This is a genomic window from Parabacteroides sp. AF19-14, from assembly GCF_003635485.1.
Classification (GTDB): Bacteria; Bacteroidota; Bacteroidia; order Bacteroidales; family Tannerellaceae; genus Parabacteroides; species Parabacteroides distasonis.
The window spans coordinates 1-21,079 of sequence record NZ_QTMJ01000002.1; the positions used below are offsets into that span (position 1 = coordinate 1).

Sequence of the window (21,079 nt, forward strand, 5' to 3'; positions counted from 1 at the left end):
TTGCGAACGTGGCTGCAAAGATAAGGACTTTTATTTTAAACCTCCAAATTATTTCGGAACTTTTTTTTCTAAAAGTTTGTTTCATCATTTTGTACCGGCGTTCTCTCTCGAATGCGGGTGCAAAAGTAGTGCTATAAAACATAACCTCCAAACTTTTTCGTAACTTTTTTGTGATATTTTTTTCATGTCTTAACAAGTTATATAATGTACGTGCAATAAGGCACAAGACATCGTATCCCTTATTTCATAATCCACTCATGTTACCTCCTATTTAAAGTAGCAAACGGTATTAAATAAAAAACTACTAACTAAAAACATTAGAATTAAATCAAAACAGTTTCTAATTCAAAAACATTTTTTTACAAGAACCACAAATTAAATGCGCCCTTTTTAGTTTACTGTATATCACATAATTATAAAGACGCACGTGTTTTCAAAAAAACATGTACGTCTTTTACCAGAAACACGTACGAGAATTTGGAAAAACATGTACGTGTTTTTTGACAAATGCATCAAAAACGGAAGTATTAAGAGAGAAAAATACAATAAGTATGGACTTTATTAATAATTAAAATGTTGGATGCCGATTCCGGTCTTAATATAATCGACGATAGTCACAATCATAGATTCCCCTCCTGCGGCATACAACTCCTCATAGTTCTTGGACGTACTAAGGAACTTTTGGAAATAAAAAACAAGAATAGTATAGAACACATAAATTTATTCCATATCTTTAGCAGAAACAAAATTAGAAACCATGATACACTTATTAATAAACACACTTGCCGAGAAAATGAATGATTTCCTTTCAAGCTATTATGAGCGAGCCGAAATTATAGTAGAAGCAGGAAGCATTGAAGCAACCCCTGCCGAAGATCAATCCGATAAAATCATACTTTCTATCGTAAACATCGAGCGGGAAACAGCCATGGGAATCTCTAGTCCTTACAGAAAGGCACAAGGCAATACATTCCAACGCACATCCCCACCATGGCATTTGAATATATATATTATGGTAGCCGCTATTTTCACCCCCAAAAGATATCTGGAATCCATACAAATACTGTCTGACACCATCTCATTTTTACAGCAAAACCCCAGTCTAAATATACCGGGGCAAGACATAGTAACACTTGAGCCTATTACTACCAGTATACAAGAACTCAGTAATATATGGAGTATTTTAGGTGGACACTATTATCCCTCAGTACTGTGTAAAGCACGAATGATCTCATTCGACGGAAAAGAAATAAAGGATATAAAACAAAGAATATCGAGTCAAGAAATAAATTAGGAAAAATGTTATCAAACATATGACAATGAATGCTTGATGTGTATTTTTTGTCTACTTTTGAAAATATTATTAATTATAAAATGAACCCATAATGAAAATAGAACCTTTAATCAATGTTGCATTTACTCATGAATATAATGACAAAAGCAATTCTTCAAGACTTTTCAACATAGAATCCAAAATAAAATCAAGGGCCGTATTAGGTGGGTCTCTATTTCCCTTCATTCATACAGAAGCAAACCGATACTCAATAGTTGGAGATAAAGAAGAGCTTCTTGATCATCTATCAACAACTCCGGAAGGCCTTAATTTTGAGTTTCGAGCACATTTGGCTGATCCTAATTTCTTATATTATACACGATCCCTTTTGCCTGATGAACAGAATGATCCGGATATACAAATAAGAATTATTGATAACCGGCTCAATCTGATGAGCGTAATCATTCATGTCACCAAGGAATTATTCAAAGCGGGGTGTCCTATAGAGAAAAACATACATTATCAAACAAAAGAAGCTTATTGGGACTTTATTTTGATCCCCCGTAACCCTGATTATATACCCACTGAGATTTTTATGGAGGATAATGGACCGGAAAATATTAGCTTCAAGAATCCCGAGCAAATCCGTTTCATGAATAAGGACATTTTTCGTATCAGCACAGAATATCCGATAAAGATTAAGGAAGAGTCTTATTACCAAAGAAGATCTGATATCACGATTTACGAGAAAAGAGAATATGCTAAAAGAATGCTATTAAGGCATGTTCCTGTTCCCTCTTTGGGACGTTTCCTTATAAAGGAATTACAATCTACCGAGAATTCTATTATACAAATTCTTTATATCTAAATCCTTAAAAAAATAACGTATGGCACAAATGAAAACCCCTGGCGTTTATATCATAGAGAAAAACGCTTTTCCTAATTCAGTCGTAGAAGTCGCTACCGCCATCCCTGCCTTTATCGGGCATACCCAATTCGCACGGGACGGTAACAAGGATTTGACCGATATCCCTTTCCGTATATCTTCTATGGCTGAGTTCCATTCGTTCTTCGGTTTCGCTCCCACCTTGCGATTCGGAATTCGTCCGGAAGATTCCGAGAGTGAGGACACCACCAATGACATAAACGTATTATTCCCCGACGGAAGTTGCCAGCTTACTTTGCCAAAAACGTTCTATGCTTTATATTATAATATGTTGTTGTTCTACGCTAACGGTGGAGGACCGTGCTATATCGTCTCCGTAGGAGATTATGAGCATGACTTTAAAAGCATAGACTTTACAAATGCGCTCTTAGCCTTAAAAAAAGAACAGGAGCCCACGTTGGTCGTCGTTCCGGAAGCCGTATATATGGAGGAAGGCGATTGTTACAAAGTTCAAACTGCCGCTTTGATGCACTGTGGTAACGATATGAAAAATCGCTTTGCCATATTAGATGTTTTCAACGGATACAAAGATGAAAACGGTGCGGTTATCAAAAGTTTCCGGGAAAATATAGGTAGCAATTTCCTTGCGTACTGTGCCTCCTATTATCCATGGATAAATACATCTATCGTCACCGAGAAAGATATCACTTTTTATAATATAGAAAAGGATAGTTTAGAGAAATTGGAGGAACTGATCTTGAACGAATTCTCAAAGAAGTCCGGTGTAACGAATGAGGCTGTCAATGAACTTATGGACAAGTTCAAGCTTTTGCTTACCATGAAAGAGGACGAGGCGGAACGTTTCCATACCTTATTATACCAAGTCAGTTCCGTATACCGCTCCATTTTGAGAGAGATTCGCTTGAGGATCAATTTACTTCCGCCTTCAGCTTCGATGGCCGGTCTTTATACTATGGTAGATAACACCCGGGGAGTATGGAAAGCCCCTGCGAATATTTCCATCAATAACGTAGTCACACCCGCACTCTCGATCACAAATGCCGAGCAAGAAGATCTGAACGTACCGATGAACGGAAAAGCCGTAAACGCAATCCGTAGCTTCCCCGGTGAAGGAATCAAGGTTTGGGGTGCCCGCACGATGGATGGTAACTCGTTAGACTGGCGTTATATTAACGTAAGACGTACGATGATCTTCCTTGAGGAATCAATCAAGAACGCCGCCCGTGCCTATGTATTCGAACCGAATGTGGCAAATACATGGGTAAATATGCGTAGTATGATAGACGGATTCTTACGGGGCGTATGGAAACGAGGTGGATTAGCAGGAACTTCCCCCGAAGACGCATATAGCATTCATATCGGATTGGGAGACACGATGACTCCCGAGGATATTCTGGAAGGTATCCTCAGGATATCTGTATTCGTGGCTATTACCAGACCTGCGGAATTTATCGAGATCACATTCCAACAACAAATGCAAAAAAGCTGATAATTTAAGAATTAAAACCTATTAAAAAAATACGAATATGGCAGGAGAAGCACAAGATAATGTATGGCCGTTACCCAGCTTTTATTTTAAGGTAGAATTAGGTAGCCTCGGGGAAATCGCTTTTAAAGAGGTATCTGGTCTGGATATGGAAGCCCAAGTAATTGAGTACCGACATGGTAATAGCCCGGTTTTCTCAAATATCAAGATGCCGGGACTGAAGAAGACGAGCAATGTCAGTCTAAAGAAAGGGGTTTTCAAAGCGGATAACAAATTATTCGATTGGTTTAACAAGATAAAAATGAACACAATACAGCGAGAAGATGTAACAATCAGCTTACTGGATGAAGCAGGAAGCCCTACGATGGTTTGGAAATTATCGAACGCATGGCCGACTAAGGTTACCGGTGTCAGCTTAAAATCCGATGGAAACGAGGCTGCCATCGAAACCTTAGATTTAGCGCATGAAGGATTGACCATAGAAAACGCTTAATGCTAAGGTTTGATCATATTGTCCCTCCTCCGGTAGCGTTTTATTTCAACGTGACTTTCGAAGGATTGATCGAGACCTCTTTCCAAGAGGTCTCGGGACTACAACTTGAAATGGAGACGGAAACGATTAAAGAAGGGGGAGAAAACAGTTTCAGCTATCAGGTGCCTACCCGACGAAAGCACGGTAACCTTGTGTTGAAACGTTCTTTAATGCCTTTGCCTCATGTGCTAGAGACATATGTGGTTAAAGTATTGGAAAATAATGGAAGTGCCCAGATCGTTCCCGTCAATTTAACTATATCATTGCTGGATGCCGGGCATTTTCCCCTAAATAATTGGTCTGTGCTCAATGCTTACCCTGTAAAATGGGACATTAGCGCATTGAATTCCCAAAAGAATGAGTTGGTGATTGAAACATTGGAGATGGCTTATACTAATTTGATCCGTATGTCGATAAGAGATACAGAAGATACGAAAAAAGAACAATTTAAGCAATGGCTATAACTATAAAAGAAATCCAAGTGTCCGCAAAAGTGACACAACAGAAAAAGGAACCCAACCTCCCTCTCTCCCGTGATTTGATACAACAAATCAAAGAGGAGGTAATTCGTGAGGCCAAGAAAGATTTGTCTAACCTTTTTTCTTGTAGAAAGGAGCGGTAAAACATGAACCAAAAGTTGATCATCGAGGCATATAAATCAATTGAATACAAAGGTGGCGAGAAATTGGGTAATATCACCGTCCAAATCAATCCGGATAGCTATAAGTTAAGCAGATCTACCTCCTATAAGAAAGACAAAAGCATAAAAGAGGATAAGCAACTACCGGAGTATAAACACACCAACCCCTCTACTCTCTCTTTTGATATACACTTCGATGGTACCGGTATTATCCCGACGGGGAAAAAAACCGTGACAGAAAGGATCAAGGATTTGGAGAATATCATTTTTCTACCTAGCGCGGAGATCGATCCACCCAGCCCTTGCTTCCTTAAAGTAATTTGGGGGAGTCTCATTTTCAAGGGGAGATTAACCAGCCTAAATTGGGATTACACCTTATTCTCGCCCAATGGCAATCCTTTACGAGCTAAAGGCTCCTTGTCACTAACAGAGGCGATTAGTAGTAGAGAGACACAAGCAAAAAAGAAAAATCAAAAAGCTGAGGGTAAATTCGTTACTTTTAAACAAGGAGACAGTCTAATCGGGTTATGCGCAAAAGAATATAAAAATTCTGGTTACGCTCCAATGATTGCCTCCATTAATAACCTAATCAGCTTTAGAGATATAAAACCCGGAACTCAATTATGGTTCCCTAAAATATAATGAATATGGATAATTCATTTATAATCAAACTATTCCTAAATGGTAAAGATGTAACGGAGCAATACTCCGTAATCAATGCAAAAATATACAGAGCATGTAATAAGATCGATAAAGCAACGATCTCCATCAGCGCTGATATTATCGACAACAGCCAATTTGAAATACCAGACAACAAAATATTCAATCCGGGTACGGAGCTTAAGTTTCAAGCGGGTCCAACAGATAAGGTCAGCACCTTATTTGAGGGATGCGTTACAACCCATCAGTTAAAAATCAATAGCGAACAACAAACTCTATTTGTTTTAGAATGTAGGGGGTTCGCATATCCTGCAACCTTTGGACGTAAAAATAATGTATATGAAAATAGTAAAGATGATGCCGTTATCAAGAAGATTCTGGGACAATACGGGCTTTCTGCCAAAGTAGATAGCACCGGTATAGAAATTCCACAACTGGTACAATATTATTGTACAGATTGGGATTTTGTACTCACACGAGCACAAAATAACGGATTAGTCGTTATCACTGACGGTAAACAAGTCAAGGTATGTAAACCGAATGTATCTGCCTCCCCGGTCTTAACCATCACCTATGGAGATAATTTAATCGCTTTCGATGGTTCTATATCCGCTTCCGAGCAATACACAGATACAAAAGCCTGCGCTTGGGACGTGAGCCGTCAACAAATTATCAAAGCCACCGCCAGCAAACCTTCTCTCAATGCCCAAGGCGATATCGCCGCAAAGGATCTATCCGGTCTGGCAAATGAAGTGATGCTTTATCAAACCAACGCTCCCATCGGCGACGCTTCTTTACATGCTTGGGCCGATGCGCAAGCTTTATGGAGCGGTCTGGCACGTTTTCAAGGCTCCATCACAATTTACGGGAATGCGTCTATTATTCCGGGCTGTATTATCAAATTAGAAGGATTAAGCAAACATTATAGTGGAAACGCATTTGTTCAATCAGTAGAACATACACTACAAGGAGGCGAATGGAAGACACAAGTCTATATGGGTTTCAGTCCAGTAGTCATTACCGAAGAGCCCGATGTAGTGGCTCCCGCAGCTAGTGGTTTTTTGCCCGGCATACGAGGATTACAAATAGGGATCGTTAAAAAGATCGGAGATAATAAAGATTTCGAGAATTTCATATTAGTCGATATACCCTTGTTACAATGTGAGAAGACGGAGATATGGGCTCGGCCGGTCAGTCCGTACGCAAGCAATGGGGTCGGCATGTTATTTCTACCGGAAGTCGATGATGAGGTAGTCCTGCAATTCATCAATGAGGACCCCTGCCACCCTGTGATTATCGGAAGTTTGTACAGTCGCAAACGAAAAACGCCGGTTTCTTTAGATCCAAAAAATAATTTAAAGACAATTGTTACAAAAAACCAGTTGAAAATTACTTTGGACGATGATAAAAAGATTATCACAATAGGGACTCCCGGAGAGAACACGCTCATATTGGATGATGACAAAAAGCAAATTCTGTTATCCGATGCTAATAAGAACAAGGTCTGTATGGATAAAAACGGAATTATGGTAGAATCCGGCAAAGATCTCATATTTAAGGCAAGAGGGAATGTCAAGACAGAAGGAATGGGTATCGAATCCAAGTCTAAGCAAGATACCAAGATAAATGGCTTGAATATCGAGGTTTCCGCACAAATGGGAGTTAAAGTAAAAGGGTCTGCCACCGCCGAAATATCCGCATCCGGCCAAACCGTTGTAAAAGGAGGCGTTGTAATGATTAATTAAATCGAATGATTTATGCAGAACAAAAATAGTTTTTTAGGTAAAGGATGGGCATTCCCCCCAGAATTCAGCCATAATGATAATCCCACCCGCATGTCTAATTATGAAGAAGACATCCGGCAAAGCTTGATCATCCTTCTCTCCACTCGCACAGGGGAACGAATACATCGTCCGGATTACGGTACGGAACTATATCGTTATCAGTTTGAACAATTAGATCTTACCATGGAGACCATGATTAAAAGCGCTATTGAGAAAGCTGTTCTCTTATACGAGCCTAGAGTCTCGCTTGATCGCATAGAAATTAATAAGGCTTCGATTCAAGATGGCATTCTGATTATCGAACTTTATTATACGATACGTATGAATAATGTCCAACAAGAATTGACCTATCCTATCTATTTTGATTCTAACCGATGAATAAACAATGGAATAAAGATGGATTGACAAGAAAAAAATTGGAGAATGATTTCCGGATACATGAGCCTTTTCAAGTACTCGAGAAAAATCTCTCCAATTTATTGGCTCGTGCCTTTTCGAAATCATCCTTTTTATATCATTACCAATCCTTAGCCATACTCAATGAGATCAAGCAAACAGACACAATCGGGATCGAACAGAGTTTCATTTTGTGGCAAAATGAGAACTCACCGGAAAGTAACAGAGAAATCACCTATCTAAGAAACTCTCTATACCATAAGTTCTCTGATTGGTATCAAAGATTGAATCATCGGATCTTTAGAGATTCCATGTCCGATTTATTTCTGGATATGGAGAAATATAACCAGAGACTTCAGCTAATAACCCTATCCAATCCTAAAACGGTTCGTAGAAGTCTCTACCTATTATTACGTATCCTCCGTAATTTACAAAACAAACGGGAGATTTACATCCAAGAAATCGCTAAAAGCGGAGAGACCGATCCCTCATTAGCTGTTTTAATCGCTTTCTTGAAAAACTATCAATATCTGGTAGATCAGTTCAATAAACGCTGGGAAGCTTATCCGTTATTTTATGTCAACCAAATATTGAAGGAATCTCCCCAAAAAGCGATTATTCCTTCCGCTTGGTTTATCGCCGTGAAGAATAATACCGCACAGCAAGCCCAGTTACCCAAAGGTACAGGTATTATAACACAGGTACCATTTCCTGCGCAAGATATCCAATTTTGTTATCGTACGGACGAAGATTATTCGGTCAATGACATGAAAATAACGAGTATACATTCGTTACTATTGGAAAAAGATCCGAAAAAATATCCAGCGAGCCGATTAGGCTTCGTTACGTCCATCTGGCAAAAACAGTTGAATGACAGGATCGGAAACGTTCCTTCTAAGAAGCCCAATCTGGACTCAGAGCTAATCTTTGAGAACCAATCCTCTATACAAGCTGGACTGATGATCGAATCTCCCATGTTATTACTTCGGGAAGGACATCGGGATATACATATCACATTCGGATTAGAAGAAGACTCCATATCATATTTCAAAGAATTAATCGCTACCACGGAACAATCTTCCCACGAAACCGGGCGTGTATTAAACGACGCTTTCCTATTGGAGTTAAGCACAGAGAAAGGTTGGGCCCCGATATACGCCTACACCTTGACATTCATCAACGAAAACTCCTTTTATCTGAAATTCGTCCTTAATGAGAAATTCGACCCTACAACACCTTGCTCTGAAGCTCATGGTTGCCAAACACGGAACCCAGCGCTCCGTATATTGATGAACACGGATGCTTGGTTATTCCCCTACTCTTGGGTACACCGTATTTTTATTACTAGCTTAAAGATAAAGGTACATGTATCCGGCATGTCATCCTTGAAAATCTATAATCCTCTGGGAGAAGTAGACGCAAGCGTACATTTCCCTTTATTCGGGTTAGAAGCTCAAAAAGGCTCATGGTTCGCATTCGGTAATTATGAGATAGCGATCAAGCCTATCCAATCCATGGGTATTACTTTGCAATGGGCGGATCTACCTTATTCGGAAGGAGGTTTCTATGATTTGTATCAAGCATATAAGACACCTATCGATAATACCACCTTCAAAATTGAATGGGAAAAACTAACAGACCAGAAATGGGTAAAATTACCGGGAAGTACATCTTGTCTTTTCAATACGAAAAACAAGCATACTTCCCCTAGGGGAAAGCTCTCGGAGTACAGCGAGATCGTTTACGACAAACCGTTCAAAAACATTACGGTCTCCACGGAAGAAGAGCAATATCAATATACGAAAACCCAGCAAGGCTTCTTCAGGATTAGACTCACAGATCCGAACGGCGGATTTGGGCAGACGGAGTACCGGATGCTCTTTGCGGATATCATGATAAGAAACAGCCATACCCGTAAACAGACCCCGGTGCCCAAACCTCCTTACAACCCTATGATTGAAAGTATAGGTATCGGTTATAGCGCCGAGGAAGAATACTTTTTCAATGGCGATACCCCAAGAGATAGATGCCGTATCTATCATATCCATCCATTGAGGCAAAAGGAATTACATGAAATCGATCTACGTCATCCGTTCCCAATGGTGGAAGTTCCCACAGAAGATGGGATTATTCTATTCGGTATTGGTAACTCGATCGGTAACGACCAGATCCGTTTATTCTTCGAGATGGCTGCCTTGAAACGGGAAATCGGAAAAGAATATCTTCCTTGCGTACAATGGTCTTTCTTCAACGGCAAGCAATGGGAGTTTATCAAACCGGGTAATTTACTTTCCGATACAACCGGGAATCTGTTGAATACAGGTTTGGTAGACGTCCTGCTTCCCTCACCTATTAGCGAGGAAATGCTAGACATAAATGGAGATTTCTGGCTTTCGGCAAAAGTATCTTGCCACACGCAAAATTGTTCATCCATACGAAATGTCTATCTAAACCCAGTGAAAGCCCGGTTAGAAATCCCCGAAGAAATGGAAGCCCTGATCAGTGAGGAACTCGAAAGCTTCACGGGACTCGTTTCTTTCGAGAAAAGTATGCCGGGACTTACGGATATTTACCAGATCATACCCGCTAAAGGAGGACGTTCGCCGGAAACGCCAGAGGATATGCGGCTCCGGATCACCCAAGAGATGTCCCATCGGAACCGGGCTGTATTGCCTAGGGATTACGAGCAAATAACATTGGCTCAGTTCCCCGAAGTTGAAAAAGTACTTTGCTTGCCCGGAATAGACAGTAAAGCTCAAAACAGGAGCCCGATCGTAACATTGGTCGTGATGCAAAAGGAGAAAGATAAAAAGATCTTGCCTTTATGCGAACATAGGCTACTCATGCGAATCGAAGATTATATAGGTGACAAGACAAGTCCGTTCATTACCGTTGACGCTATCACTCCGGTCTACGAGGAAGTAACCGTTTGCTGTAACCTCCGGATAAAGCCCGGATATCCCGTAGGAGATATACTCCGCCAGACAGAGGCACGCATTAATAATTGTATCGCGCCTTGGCGAGATAAGGAAGAGATCCCGGTATTTGGGCTTTCGTTCTCATCGACAGATCTTTATAACTCCATACGAGAGTGTGAAGCCATCGTGGACATTGATATATTAAGCGTAGCGCATGTCGTATATACGGCAAAAGACCAACAAAAGAGCTATTATCTAAACCGCTACCCGGAAGAGGCAAGGCAAAATTTCAACGTTAGCCCTTCCCAACCTTGGTGCATATTAGTTCCTTCTGATAGGCATTTGCTATATATTGACCAAAAAGACGAACTACTGGAACAACTCGGACTCGGATATTTAGGAGTTGGAAGTAATTTTATTATTAACAAATAAAACAAACCGGATATGCCTCGTACAAACAGAAATACACTAAAAGAATACTTTAAGCGCGGAAGTATGCCCAACCAAAAGCATTTCTACGAATTAATCGATTCCATGGTCAATATTTCCGACGACGGGATCGATAAAAATCCGGATGATGGCTTACGGTTAGCTCCTTCCAAGGAAAACAGTCCCGTCATCAGCTTATTCACGAACATACAAGACAATATTCCAGAGTGGAAAATATACCTAGGTAACAATAGCCAACTCCATATCATACGTCAAGGGCAAGATGAACCGATACTATCGCTTCATCCAAACGGTCGCATCGAGATGAACCAACCCGGTATGGATATACGTATCAACGGCAGTCTTTCCGCAACCCGCTTCGACGGTGCGATACGGGGTAAATTTCCCGCAGATGGCGAATGGCATACCCTGCAAATACCAACGGAAGGATGTCGTGCCTACCGCATCATGGCTGGATGCGGTAAGTTAAAAAGCGGACAATACGCATTAGTGGAAGCCACGGCTATCCATTGTTACGGAAAACATCGAAAAATCCGTACGAATCAATCCTGGTTCGGTTCCTTTTTTAACAAGATCAAATTCCGTTGGTACGGCCCCGGACAAAAATGCAAGTTGCAAATACGTAGCGGACGGGATTATGGAGACAACATCTTTGTTTGTTTCCAGATAACCGATTTATGGAAAGATTACCGGATGGACGCCTCCGACCGGAGAAACACCTTTAATCAAGAATAGCCATGGATGATCTGCCCAACCTGCAAGAGCTAAAAAAGGAGGAATCCATATTCGATAGCCTCCAAAAGAATGCCTTGGAAACAATCCGGGAGCTTTCAGGGCAACTGTGGACAGACCATGCCCCGCACGACCCGGGAATCACGACTCTGGACATCTTAAATTACGCCTTAAGCGAATTGGATTACCAAATGAGTTTCCCATTAGAACAATATCTCACCGGATCGGATAATCGTTTCAATCCGGAGGATTACGGCTTGTTCAGGCCTGAACGGGTTTCCGGGATGGCCCCTGTGACACCCAAAGATTACCGAGACCATTTTTTAGATCAATTAGATAACACTGACTTCTTAGTTAACTTATCGGACATACAAATCCATCCCTATAGATCCAATGATCAGATCTGTCACGGATGGTTCGACATATTTATAGAACTCTCGTCCTTTATCTCAGAAGATCAACACAAACAGGAAGAAAAGAAAATCAAGGAAAAGATTAAGAAACTATATCACGCAAACCGGAATTTAGGTGAACACCTACACGCTATCCATTTCGTAAGAAGGAAACCTTTATTACTCATTGGAAATATCGATATAGACGGTAGCATCTCTCCGGAAAAAACCTTGATCGCCATTTATACGGAGGCGATTCAATTATTCGCACCGGGAAGTCATTATACAGGTAGCGCACTTCCCATATACAAGCTTTTCAAAGGGATCAAGCAGATACAAGGGGTTTTATCGATACACTCTTTGGAATTTCAAGGTTTTGAAGAGGGTGAATACGCCTATACATTGGCATTATCTTCCCCTGAGCAAATCAAGATACGACTTTACCAAAACCAACAAGCGGTAGAGATTAATGCCACAAAAGTATTGAATCGTTTGCATTCGCGGAATAATATCAACCATGCAATACGAGAACAGAAAAAACAAGCCAAATCGATCCTCATGGACAGTCGCCATATCCATCTGAATGATTATAGCGTCACAAATGATTTCCCGATTTGCTACAAGGACTCGTTTACCGATTCATTCAAGGCATATCTTTCTATATTCGACCATCTCTTTTCGGAGGGACATGAAGAAATGAATCATCTAAAAGATTGGATGGCCTTAAATATGGAAACACCCGGTTCCGCTTCTATGGAACAAAACAAAGATCTGCTATTGGATACGTTGGATAAAATCTACGGAGAAAATAGCAACCTGCCTTTTCTCCGCTACTCCCATAAAGAGATAAACCGTCAACGAAGAGTCCGGTTCCTGCGACAACTACCGGAACTTATCCGGGACCGGTATCTGGGCTGTAATCTATTCGACGCAGACTCCCTTTCCGGATTGGAAAGATATCTCTATTCCATACTCGGATGGGAAGATGCGGAAGAGCAAATTTTCATTCTGGAAAACATACTCCTGCATTCACCGGAGGCGACTGATCATCCAGTCCCCTCCCGGGAATTTACCTTAACGGCAATCCTCTCGCAAACAGAACGTACGCGGCAACGGCCGGATTTTCAGCTTCGTCTTGAAGAATTCTTGAGAGAGAAGATACCGGCACATCTACGATTCACGGTTCATTGGCTTCCTCCGAAAGAGCTAGCCCTATTTGTCAAGGACTATAAGGCATGGAGAAAAGCTTGGGCCGATAATGACGACAAAGAGATTGGCCGCACTGGAGAAGTCTTAAAGAATAATCTGATACGAATAAATATCGAACTTTAAATTTACCCTTATGTCAACCAGATATCGAACTACCTACCACGGCATTTTATTGGGCTTATTGCTTCATGTAATCATGGCACAAGCCGTTAACGCCCAAAGAAGTCTCTCGGAGCGATTGGATTATTTCCGGAGTTTAGGAGAGCGGAACGAGTTAGAACTGGAAGAGATTCGTACCCCGATCGTCTCTTACCAGACTCTTATGGACTCGATCACCCAGCGTATCTTAACGGAACAATGCGGTTATATCGTTTATCCCGCTGAATTGGGGAATGCTTTCACTTTCGTAACAAACCCGGACGCAACCCAAGCGATCTCACGTTTGGGTTATTTACAGTCCCCAAGTTCCTTATTACCCGATCATGTAGAGCAATGCGCATATACACCTTGGCTGTTCGGAAACGAGTTATTAACCGCATCCAAGAATAAAGCCAATGCGGATCCTCTCTGCCGCTTCTTCGATGAAAAGCTTGGCCCAGTCAAAGTAACGCAAGCTTTGTGGTATTATTTCAATAAAAGAGAACCGGAAAAGATCTTGCCTCCCCCTACCGTCGAGAATATGTATTTCTTCAAAGGTAAAACCGGAGATCTGGATAATATGCAATCGTTGCTCAACTCCGATAAACAAGGCTATATCATTTGTCCCGTATGGACAGAAGATGTTACAGGTGTTCTGGACAACCCGGACGAGAATCCTTCTATCAGAGGAAGCGGAACGATTGAGTTTTTCATCAAGGAAGCCCCTCTTTCCATCGCTCTCAACATTACGCCCTGGGAAGAAGACACCATCGGATACAGGGAAACCGGCTTCATCCCATTCGTCTACGACACCACTTACACGCAGGCCGTAAAGAACTGGTTGCTATCCGTGCGTGAACTGCGCCCCTACACGGTTCGTACGTTCTTCTGTTATTTCGATAAACGTAGCAAAGAAGAGATCGCCGCACAAAAGAAAAAGGGAAATTGCAGTATTCCCGTATTCAAGGTAGATGGCGCATCATCGGAAACCGAACGCCTATCCGAACGTCTAAGCCAATACAACCAACGAGCTTTTCCCATCGTGCCGTATTGGTTGCAATCCGTATACGAGCAATTACCGGCAGACCTTATCCGGAAATTCAGCCGAATGGAATATCTAGGGTATGTAGTGGATACAGAAAGCGGGCAACCTAGCCAAGTAAGCGACTGGCAACAACAGGAGTGCTTGATAGATATGCCCGTTTATTCGGATACACCCGTCGATTTACTAGTCCTATTCCGAAACTCAAAAGCGACGAATGATTTCTTAAGATCGAAAGAATCCCAGATGGCTCTTTTAAATAACTTATTCACAAAGGGTACCGGTACGATCAACCGAAACCCGTCTCTCCGGAAACTCAACGGATTGACTCTTTACTTCCCTGATTTCGATTTTAAACTGGAGAACCGGAGAGAACTTGTACAATTCGTGAAGTCCACTAGTTTCGTAATCGATTCTTTTTGCGTGGATGGTAATAAAATATATAAAAACTACGATCTAAATGTCATATTCCCTATCAAGGAGAAAAAGCATATCGGTTATCTATCCATTCTATTGAAATACCAATTGGTAGACCGCCTTTGTTTCGTCGATTACGATGAAATGGGCGTTCCCGTAACTACTTGCGAAAATCGAGAGAATAAGCAAGAACCAGTACTCAAGATGGTCATGTATGAGGAAGAATGCGAGGTATCCTTACTAGATAATCTTTTCAACTCTTTATTCTATTTGCTAAATCCTTTTCCGCAAGGCGAGCAACTCACCAGTTGCTCCGATGATCTGGCGCAACTGGCAAATACGGAATTCTCCAACCCGATGCTTATTTATTTCGTATTGGGTGATATATTCCTATTTCTCATACTATTAATCCTAATCACCCTGTATATGACATCCAGTAAGTTCTACATGTTGGCACAACATTATAAGCGATATGTCTTGCCTCTATTACTGGTATTCATATCCGAGATCGTATTGGTATTATACCTAATCACCAATATCGTATCCTCACGGGAAACTTTCGACATATGGACTCAAATGATACTGTTGGCGCTCCCACTCTTCTTTTTTCTCTTAATCATCGTACCGATCGGGCACCGGGAAAGAGAGCCGTTGCCTTAAATCACCACCGGCCCTCTTTATTCAATTCCCGGCGGATCGCCATAGATAAGATATCGGAATCTAGCCGGGGAGTGTCTTGCTTTAGCAACCGAAGGGCACAACGCCTGATCACATTCGAGATGGAGCCACCCGATAACTCATAAGTAGCTGCCATACGGATCATCTTGTCCGCATCCGCAGGTAGCCAAGAAGAGGGAAGCATTCTACGCCATAATTCCTCACGTAAGTCTTGATCCGGCATCGGGAAATAGATAATAGACTGGAAACGACGGGAGAAAGCTTCATCAATATTACTCTTTAAGTTTGTGGCTAAAACAACGGTTCCCGGGAAATCCTCGATCCGTTGCAGCAAATAAGCGATCTCTTGATTCGAATGGCGATCATTAGAAGTGTTCGTCGAGGTTCGTTTACCGAATAAGGCATCCGCCTCATCGAAAAAGAGAATCCAATTTCGGTTTTCCGCTTGGTCGAATACATTCGCAAGGTTCTTTTCAGTCTCGCCGATATATTTGGAGACAATCATGGAAAGATCGATACGATATACATCCATCCCGTTCTTCTTGCCGATCAAGGTTGCGCAAAGCGTCTTACCCGTTCCCGGCGGGCCATAAAACAAAGTGCGGTAACCGGCCTTCAAAAAACGACTCAATCCCCAGTCCGAAAGGATGACCCGATGCCCCGTAATCCAATTATTTATCTCCTCCAACTCCTCACGCACATAATAAGGCAATACGGCATCTTCCCAATTCAAAGCCGTACTAATCCGTTTGGCCGGAAAACCCATATTATAGTCCGGCTTATATTCTCCCTCAAAAGATAAACGGTACAAGAAATCCTCCGATATACGCAGTTGTCCGCTCAAGAACGGTTCACCATTCCCGGCTCCTTCCAAGCCAACGACGTGATACATATGGAACCAATGCTCCTCACGAAATAGACGAACCACTTCCAGACGGCGTTCCACACGATCGCCCGCCAACAGGAAAACGGCCGTCTCGCCCGTTGGCAAGAATCCTCCGTGCGATAGTCCTTTCCAACCGCCAAATTCCGTATAAGGACGGTCAAAATTCTTATTATGCACAAAGAAAATATCCAACATCTGCGGAGAAAGATGAGGCATTAAGGCCAACATCAACACCATCCACTCGTCGAAAGTAGGATCGACCTGTTCCGGCAACAACGCCTTCCAAAGCGGTCCTGCCTTCGGGAGTGGGATATCATAGACGGAAGATAAATCGCACTCCTGCCGGAAATACAAACGAATGGAGACATCCAATACCCGCTGGAACCAATCGATCCACTCGTTCATAAGACAGAAGCAGCTTTAGCGCCCATCACATCCGCCTCGTGTTCCAAGGATAAATCATCGTTAACGGCCATTCCACCTACCTCGGTAGTAGGCTGTACACGTCCCTCGGCTTGCTGGATGACGTGTGTCAACTCATGTCCCAATAGCTGCTGTCCGGCAGACGTATCCGGTTTGAATTGTCCCGGGGCGAAATGGATATCCGTACCTTGCGTATATGCCAAAGCCCCAACCTCCGGCGCTTTCGATGAATCCGGGTGTACACGTACCGAGGAGAAATCCGTCCCGAAGGAAGACTCCATGCCTTGGATTACATGATCCGGAATCCCTGTCTGGTTCTTAGTTTGCCGTTGGGCCACAAATTTTCCTTGAAGAAGCTCATCCTCATCTTCCACATCCCGCTGAACGGCGAACTTACCTTGCAGCAAATCATCCTCATCCATTGCGTCACGTTGCATAGTTTCCACCATTTTAGCCTGCAAGGCAGATTGTACCCGGTTATCTTCCATCAATTGTGTTGATTCACCTTTACGGTTTTGAAAGACCCGCGAAGGTCCTTCTTGAATCTGTATCCGATCCGCATTCATAATGTTATCTTTTAATGTTATTTACCGCCACTTTACTCTAAGTATTTTTTCCATCCATGGAGTTTTAATGAACCTGAAGTTCCAAGCAATCGAATCTAATAAGACGTCAAAAGCTCTCTCCTCGACCGTTAGCGTCCAATTATTCTTCTCCATCTTTAACACTCCCTTTCTCCGGATAAAAGTACTTTGAAGACCTTCCCAGCTCGTATTCCTCATCTTATCCCAATTCATAAGTACCGCTTTCTTCAATTGCTCTATCATCTCTAATTCATTCTCAGTTAAATCACACGAGCGAGGAAGCGGTTCCGGACTATCATAGCCCGTCAAGACTTTGTTTAAGAATAATTCTGGCTCCGGGATTTCCTTCTCATCCGTTACAAAACGTTGAGACGCAAAAATGGCCTTCACTTGGCATTCTCTCGATTTAAAGCCACGTCTGTCATCACTCAAGTAGCCTAACCTATGAAAAAGTATTGGCAGATAGACGGCTATGATCGTCAAGCCCGCATTGTTAATAGACACGCCATGATCTTCTAACTGGCCATTCAAAACATCCATATCCATATTATTTTTAAGTTGATATATAAAAACTGACAATTCAGATAAATTAGTTGTATGTCGACATATAAAAGTCTCTATCTTATGTAATTCCTCCTCTGACACAGACTCCCTCAAATGCTGCCAAAAGAGGAACAACAATCCATCTTTGGAGTAATTCCGGTAAACGTTGCCGGAAAGAGCCTGTAACCACCCCAACCAAACGTTCTCTTCCAACCCGAAGTTATTGAGACGAAACAAGCGGATTACCTCCTCGACAAGCAAACGCAAAGCGGGAGTCGCCCCTGTATATAATTCCTCCAATAATTCCATCTTTTGAGAATTGAACGGATAGATAGCGGGAGAAATCGTACGGATGGGAAGCTCGGGCACTTTCCCCTGTTTCATACCCAGTAAAGCTTCCATAGTACGTGCGAACGCATCCATATCCTCCAACATACACTCATGTAATAATAAGCGCAACCGAGCGGCATCCCCAAAAGTACGGTTCTCTTTTACATTCGTAAGATATTGGATCAAGGATACTTGATTCGGAAAAGCCAGACCGTATTCACGGATGACAAACAGTAATAAGGAAGCGAAGATACGAGCGGCCTCTATCGGCTCTTCCACCCTTATTCCAGATGAAGGAATATCCTTCAATTGCCGTAATTGGTCCAGTAATATTTTCGGGTTCGTCTTCTCCAAACCACTCACGTACTCGAATAGATCGCCCAGCGGTTCATCGGAACGGCCCGTGATTATAAATTGTCCCAACCGATACGCTTTCCTCTCCTCATTCAACCAAACAGAGAATAAAAGCTCGGGAGATTCCTTATCCATATCCTCGTACAGCAGGTCTATTATCTCACGTAACTCTTCCGGAACCCACGGATATTCCCCATGTGTTCCCTCATGAAAATAGGAGATCAACTCCCGCACCGTGATATTATAATGAGCAGAGAACTGTCCCAACACCGAACGTACGAATTGTTTCCGGCTAAAAGCGGTTAATGGCCCGCTAAACAGTACCAGAAAAATAAACTCCCATTTCAACAGCCGGAACTCGCCGCCCACCCTTCCTTCCAAACGCCCTTGCTCTTTCCCCTTATCCAGCGTCTGCGCATACCGGATAATGAAATGGCTTTCCACCGGAACGATTTGCCTAACCACCGAATAGATTTGCTCCTCGCGCAAGGAACGGATAAAGCGACGGCACAAACCGGAATTAGACAACCGATCTTTCAAATCTTCCGGGTAATAAACGGATATATCGGCGGGAGAATCATCGAGAGCATTCAAGTACAAAGCAATGATCAATTCCCGAACGGCTGGATAAGCCGTTAGCAGCCCACTTGCCAAGGTACGGTAAAAATATCCCAATAACTCCATTACCGTCAGATTGTAATGCGCCGCCAATTCCTTTAACACGGAGAAGGCGAACTGATGGCGGGAAAATACGCTTCCCCCCCTACCGAGAATAACCTCGAAGATAAACACCCATTTCAGTATCCTGAAATCATTCCCGGCTTTCCCTTCGAGCATACCCAATTCCTTCTCCTTATCCAACGCTCTCGCATAGTCGATGACAAACGGACTCTCCGCAGGGATCACCTGTTCCACGATCTGGTAAATCTGTTCCTCATTATACCCGGATAAAAAAGTCAAGCTCTTCTCCCGCCGCACGAGCAAAGCCTTCAATTCTTCCAGAGAATAAAGAGAGAGATTTTTAGTGAATTCCTTTTCCGATAATGTCTCTAGCCGGATATCCTTCAAGAGCGACAATAACTCGGGCATGAACAAGCGGGTAGAGGCGAACTTATCTAAATCATACGTCAGCATCCCCAGTAAATCCACAAAAGAAATGGAATAATAGCCGGATAATTCCCGCAGCGTGTACGTCACCATTTGTTTCCGGTTGAAATAGCCTTGATCCTGAGATAATAAATATCCCCATAGGATTATCCAGATGGCGTTTCTGTAATCATTCTTCCCTATCTCCGGACGCTTTATCTCGGGATAAGAGTCTTGCAAGAAACGGGCATAAGCGTTTATAAACGAGCTTTCCGAGGGTGCCACCACATGTACCAAACGTTCTTGATAGATATCATCCAATTGAAAGACCAGACGTTTACGAATGGTAAGCGCCTTTCCCTTCTCACGCAGGAAATGACTTAATTCTATCGGGGATATTCGTACTAATTTATCTAAAAGTTCCGGTAAGGTGAGCCGCTCCTCTTCCAGCCAAGGCCAATATCCGTGCGACATATAATAGGTAAATACTTCCAGCCAAGATTGCCTGATGGGAACAACAGCGATTCGGTCGGGATGCTCTTCCTTACTTCGCAAATAAGAAGCGAAAGTCTCGTCCAGTCTCTCCGCCAGTCTACGGGGGAATTGCTCATAGAATTCATCTTCTTCTAGCTCACCTAGATCCAAGTCTAAACTCTCGATCCGGATCAACTCATCTTCCGTATCATAACGGCTTAAAATCTCATCCACGATCCCTTCTAAAGAGGTTCGGTTAAAGGTATCCCAACGACCATATAAATCATGAACGAAAGGTTCCCGATCCGCAACTAAATCTAGTTTTAAGGTGCCTATTGTTATCATATGGTTTGCAGGGTATTTCAGTCTTTATTAGATGCATGCAATATCTATATTATTCTTCGATTAAACAAGTATTATCCAGATTCTTTTCCACAAAAACATATAAAAGTTGATTGTGCCAGAATAAAACTTATGCGTACCTATAGGTAAGCCTGATCGGTACCTATTCTATTCTTAAATTATCGCCACTGATTTTACAATCAGCGGCGGCATTTGTATATTCAGCGGCTGTGAATATAAATTCAGCGCCGCCAAATTAAGAAATAGAGCTTATTCGACAAAGAATATATAGGCTCTTGGAGAAGTATTTCCTAGGGAGAGAAGCGTTTTTCCTCCAACAGAGAGAGATATCAAAGATATTTACGTAAATTTGCCATTCAGTTACAATTTATCAACCTAAATT

General features: G+C 42.2%; 16 protein-coding genes. 13 read left to right on the forward strand and 3 right to left on the reverse strand.

What is annotated here, in order from left to right; genetic code table 11:
• Positions 1–757: 757 nt before the first annotated feature.
• The 13 genes from DWX33_RS01855 (at position 758) to DWX33_RS01910 (ending at position 15,636) form a co-directional block, all read left to right on the forward strand.
• Positions 758–1,294 carry a DUF4255 domain-containing protein gene (locus DWX33_RS01855; RefSeq protein ID WP_122368977.1) on the forward strand — a complete coding sequence of 179 codons (537 nt, stop codon included), beginning with the start codon at positions 758–760 and terminating at the stop codon, positions 1,292–1,294.
• Between the two features lie 91 nt (positions 1,295–1,385).
• The gene (locus tag DWX33_RS01860) at positions 1,386–2,141 is read left to right on the forward strand and encodes a hypothetical protein (protein WP_122368976.1); all 756 of its coding nucleotides are present in this window, start codon (positions 1,386–1,388) and stop codon (positions 2,139–2,141) included.
• A 19-nt stretch (positions 2,142–2,160) separates the two neighbouring features.
• Complete coding sequence (locus DWX33_RS01865; RefSeq protein ID WP_122368975.1) at positions 2,161–3,669, forward strand: phage tail sheath subtilisin-like domain-containing protein; 1,509 nt, start codon at positions 2,161–2,163, stop codon at positions 3,667–3,669.
• 37 nt (positions 3,670–3,706) lie between these two features.
• Positions 3,707–4,159, forward strand: a complete 453-nt coding sequence (locus tag DWX33_RS01870; RefSeq protein ID WP_005861441.1) for a phage tail protein — start codon at positions 3,707–3,709, stop codon at positions 4,157–4,159.
• Positions 4,159–4,662 carry a phage tail protein gene (locus tag DWX33_RS01875; RefSeq protein WP_005861439.1) on the forward strand — a complete coding sequence of 168 codons (504 nt, stop codon included), beginning with the start codon at positions 4,159–4,161 and terminating at the stop codon, positions 4,660–4,662. Before DWX33_RS01870 ends, DWX33_RS01875 begins: the two co-directional genes overlap by 1 nt.
• Positions 4,653–4,820: a hypothetical protein gene (locus DWX33_RS22465; protein WP_199705192.1), complete on the forward strand. Its 168-nt coding sequence runs from the start codon at positions 4,653–4,655 to the stop codon at positions 4,818–4,820. The genes DWX33_RS01875 and DWX33_RS22465 overlap by 10 nt, the downstream gene beginning before the upstream one ends.
• Positions 4,821–4,823: 3 nt before the next feature.
• Positions 4,824–5,480, forward strand: a complete 657-nt coding sequence (locus DWX33_RS01880; protein ID WP_122368974.1) for a hypothetical protein — start codon at positions 4,824–4,826, stop codon at positions 5,478–5,480.
• A gap of 5 nt (positions 5,481–5,485) precedes the next feature.
• A complete protein-coding gene (gene vgrG, locus DWX33_RS01885; RefSeq protein WP_122368981.1) occupies positions 5,486–7,243 on the forward strand; it encodes a type VI secretion system tip protein VgrG in 1,758 nt (585 codons plus the stop codon).
• Positions 7,244–7,255: 12 nt separating this feature from the next.
• Entirely contained in the window at positions 7,256–7,660 is a 405-nt protein-coding gene (locus tag DWX33_RS01890; RefSeq protein WP_005867028.1) for a GPW/gp25 family protein, read from the forward strand.
• Positions 7,657–11,028 (forward strand): hypothetical protein, encoded by a 3,372-nt coding sequence (locus DWX33_RS01895; RefSeq protein WP_122368973.1) that lies wholly within the window; start codon positions 7,657–7,659, stop codon positions 11,026–11,028. Before DWX33_RS01890 ends, DWX33_RS01895 begins: the two co-directional genes overlap by 4 nt.
• 12 nt (positions 11,029–11,040) lie before the next feature.
• The gene (locus DWX33_RS01900) at positions 11,041–11,781 is read left to right on the forward strand and encodes a hypothetical protein (protein WP_005861427.1); all 741 of its coding nucleotides are present in this window, start codon (positions 11,041–11,043) and stop codon (positions 11,779–11,781) included.
• 2 nt (positions 11,782–11,783) lie between these two features.
• Positions 11,784–13,502, forward strand: a complete 1,719-nt coding sequence (locus tag DWX33_RS01905) for a hypothetical protein (RefSeq protein ID WP_005867023.1) — start codon at positions 11,784–11,786, stop codon at positions 13,500–13,502.
• Between the two features lie 10 nt (positions 13,503–13,512).
• The gene (locus DWX33_RS01910) at positions 13,513–15,636 is read left to right on the forward strand and encodes a hypothetical protein (RefSeq protein WP_122379748.1); all 2,124 of its coding nucleotides are present in this window, start codon (positions 13,513–13,515) and stop codon (positions 15,634–15,636) included.
• A 1-nt stretch (position 15,637) separates the two neighbouring features.
• Here DWX33_RS01910 and DWX33_RS01915 read toward each other — a convergent pair whose 3' ends face one another.
• From DWX33_RS01915 to DWX33_RS01925, 3 genes are read right to left on the reverse strand one after another with little or no spacing between them, the layout of a single operon-like run.
• Positions 15,638–16,945 carry an ATP-binding protein gene (locus tag DWX33_RS01915; RefSeq protein ID WP_048927984.1) on the reverse strand — a complete coding sequence of 436 codons (1,308 nt, stop codon included), beginning with the start codon at positions 16,943–16,945 and terminating at the stop codon, positions 15,638–15,640.
• A complete protein-coding gene (locus DWX33_RS01920; RefSeq protein WP_005867018.1) occupies positions 16,942–17,529 on the reverse strand; it encodes a DUF4157 domain-containing protein in 588 nt (195 codons plus the stop codon). Before DWX33_RS01920 ends, DWX33_RS01915 begins: the two co-directional genes overlap by 4 nt.
• A gap of 21 nt (positions 17,530–17,550) precedes the next feature.
• Entirely contained in the window at positions 17,551–20,679 is a 3,129-nt protein-coding gene (locus tag DWX33_RS01925; RefSeq protein WP_122379749.1) for a contractile injection system tape measure protein, read from the reverse strand.
• Positions 20,680–21,079 lie beyond the last annotated feature (400 nt).

Excerpts from the sequence above, each read along its gene's own strand:
- DWX33_RS01870 (WP_005861441.1), top strand. The coding sequence starts at position 3,707 with ATGGCAGGAGAAGCACAAGATAATGTATGGCCGTTACCCAGCTTTTAT.
- DWX33_RS01855 (WP_122368977.1), top strand. The coding sequence starts at position 758 with ATGATACACTTATTAATAAACACACTTGCCGAGAAAATGAATGATTTC.
- DWX33_RS01915 (WP_048927984.1), bottom strand. The coding sequence starts at position 16,945 with ATGAACGAGTGGATCGATTGGTTCCAGCGGGTATTGGATGTCTCCATT.
- DWX33_RS22465 (WP_199705192.1), top strand. The coding sequence starts at position 4,653 with ATGGCTATAACTATAAAAGAAATCCAAGTGTCCGCAAAAGTGACACAA.
- DWX33_RS01920 (WP_005867018.1), bottom strand. The coding sequence starts at position 17,529 with ATGAATGCGGATCGGATACAGATTCAAGAAGGACCTTCGCGGGTCTTT.
- DWX33_RS01910 (WP_122379748.1), top strand. The coding sequence starts at position 13,513 with ATGTCAACCAGATATCGAACTACCTACCACGGCATTTTATTGGGCTTA.
- DWX33_RS01900 (WP_005861427.1), top strand. The coding sequence starts at position 11,041 with ATGCCTCGTACAAACAGAAATACACTAAAAGAATACTTTAAGCGCGGA.
- DWX33_RS01895 (WP_122368973.1), top strand. The coding sequence starts at position 7,657 with ATGAATAAACAATGGAATAAAGATGGATTGACAAGAAAAAAATTGGAG.
- DWX33_RS01865 (WP_122368975.1), top strand. The coding sequence starts at position 2,161 with ATGGCACAAATGAAAACCCCTGGCGTTTATATCATAGAGAAAAACGCT.
- DWX33_RS01875 (WP_005861439.1), top strand. The coding sequence starts at position 4,159 with ATGCTAAGGTTTGATCATATTGTCCCTCCTCCGGTAGCGTTTTATTTC.
- DWX33_RS01890 (WP_005867028.1), top strand. The coding sequence starts at position 7,256 with ATGCAGAACAAAAATAGTTTTTTAGGTAAAGGATGGGCATTCCCCCCA.
- DWX33_RS01860 (WP_122368976.1), top strand. The coding sequence starts at position 1,386 with ATGAAAATAGAACCTTTAATCAATGTTGCATTTACTCATGAATATAAT.
- DWX33_RS01880 (WP_122368974.1), top strand. The coding sequence starts at position 4,824 with ATGAACCAAAAGTTGATCATCGAGGCATATAAATCAATTGAATACAAA.
- vgrG (WP_122368981.1), top strand. The coding sequence starts at position 5,486 with ATGGATAATTCATTTATAATCAAACTATTCCTAAATGGTAAAGATGTA.
- DWX33_RS01905 (WP_005867023.1), top strand. The coding sequence starts at position 11,784 with ATGGATGATCTGCCCAACCTGCAAGAGCTAAAAAAGGAGGAATCCATA.
- DWX33_RS01925 (WP_122379749.1), bottom strand. The coding sequence starts at position 20,679 with ATGATAACAATAGGCACCTTAAAACTAGATTTAGTTGCGGATCGGGAA.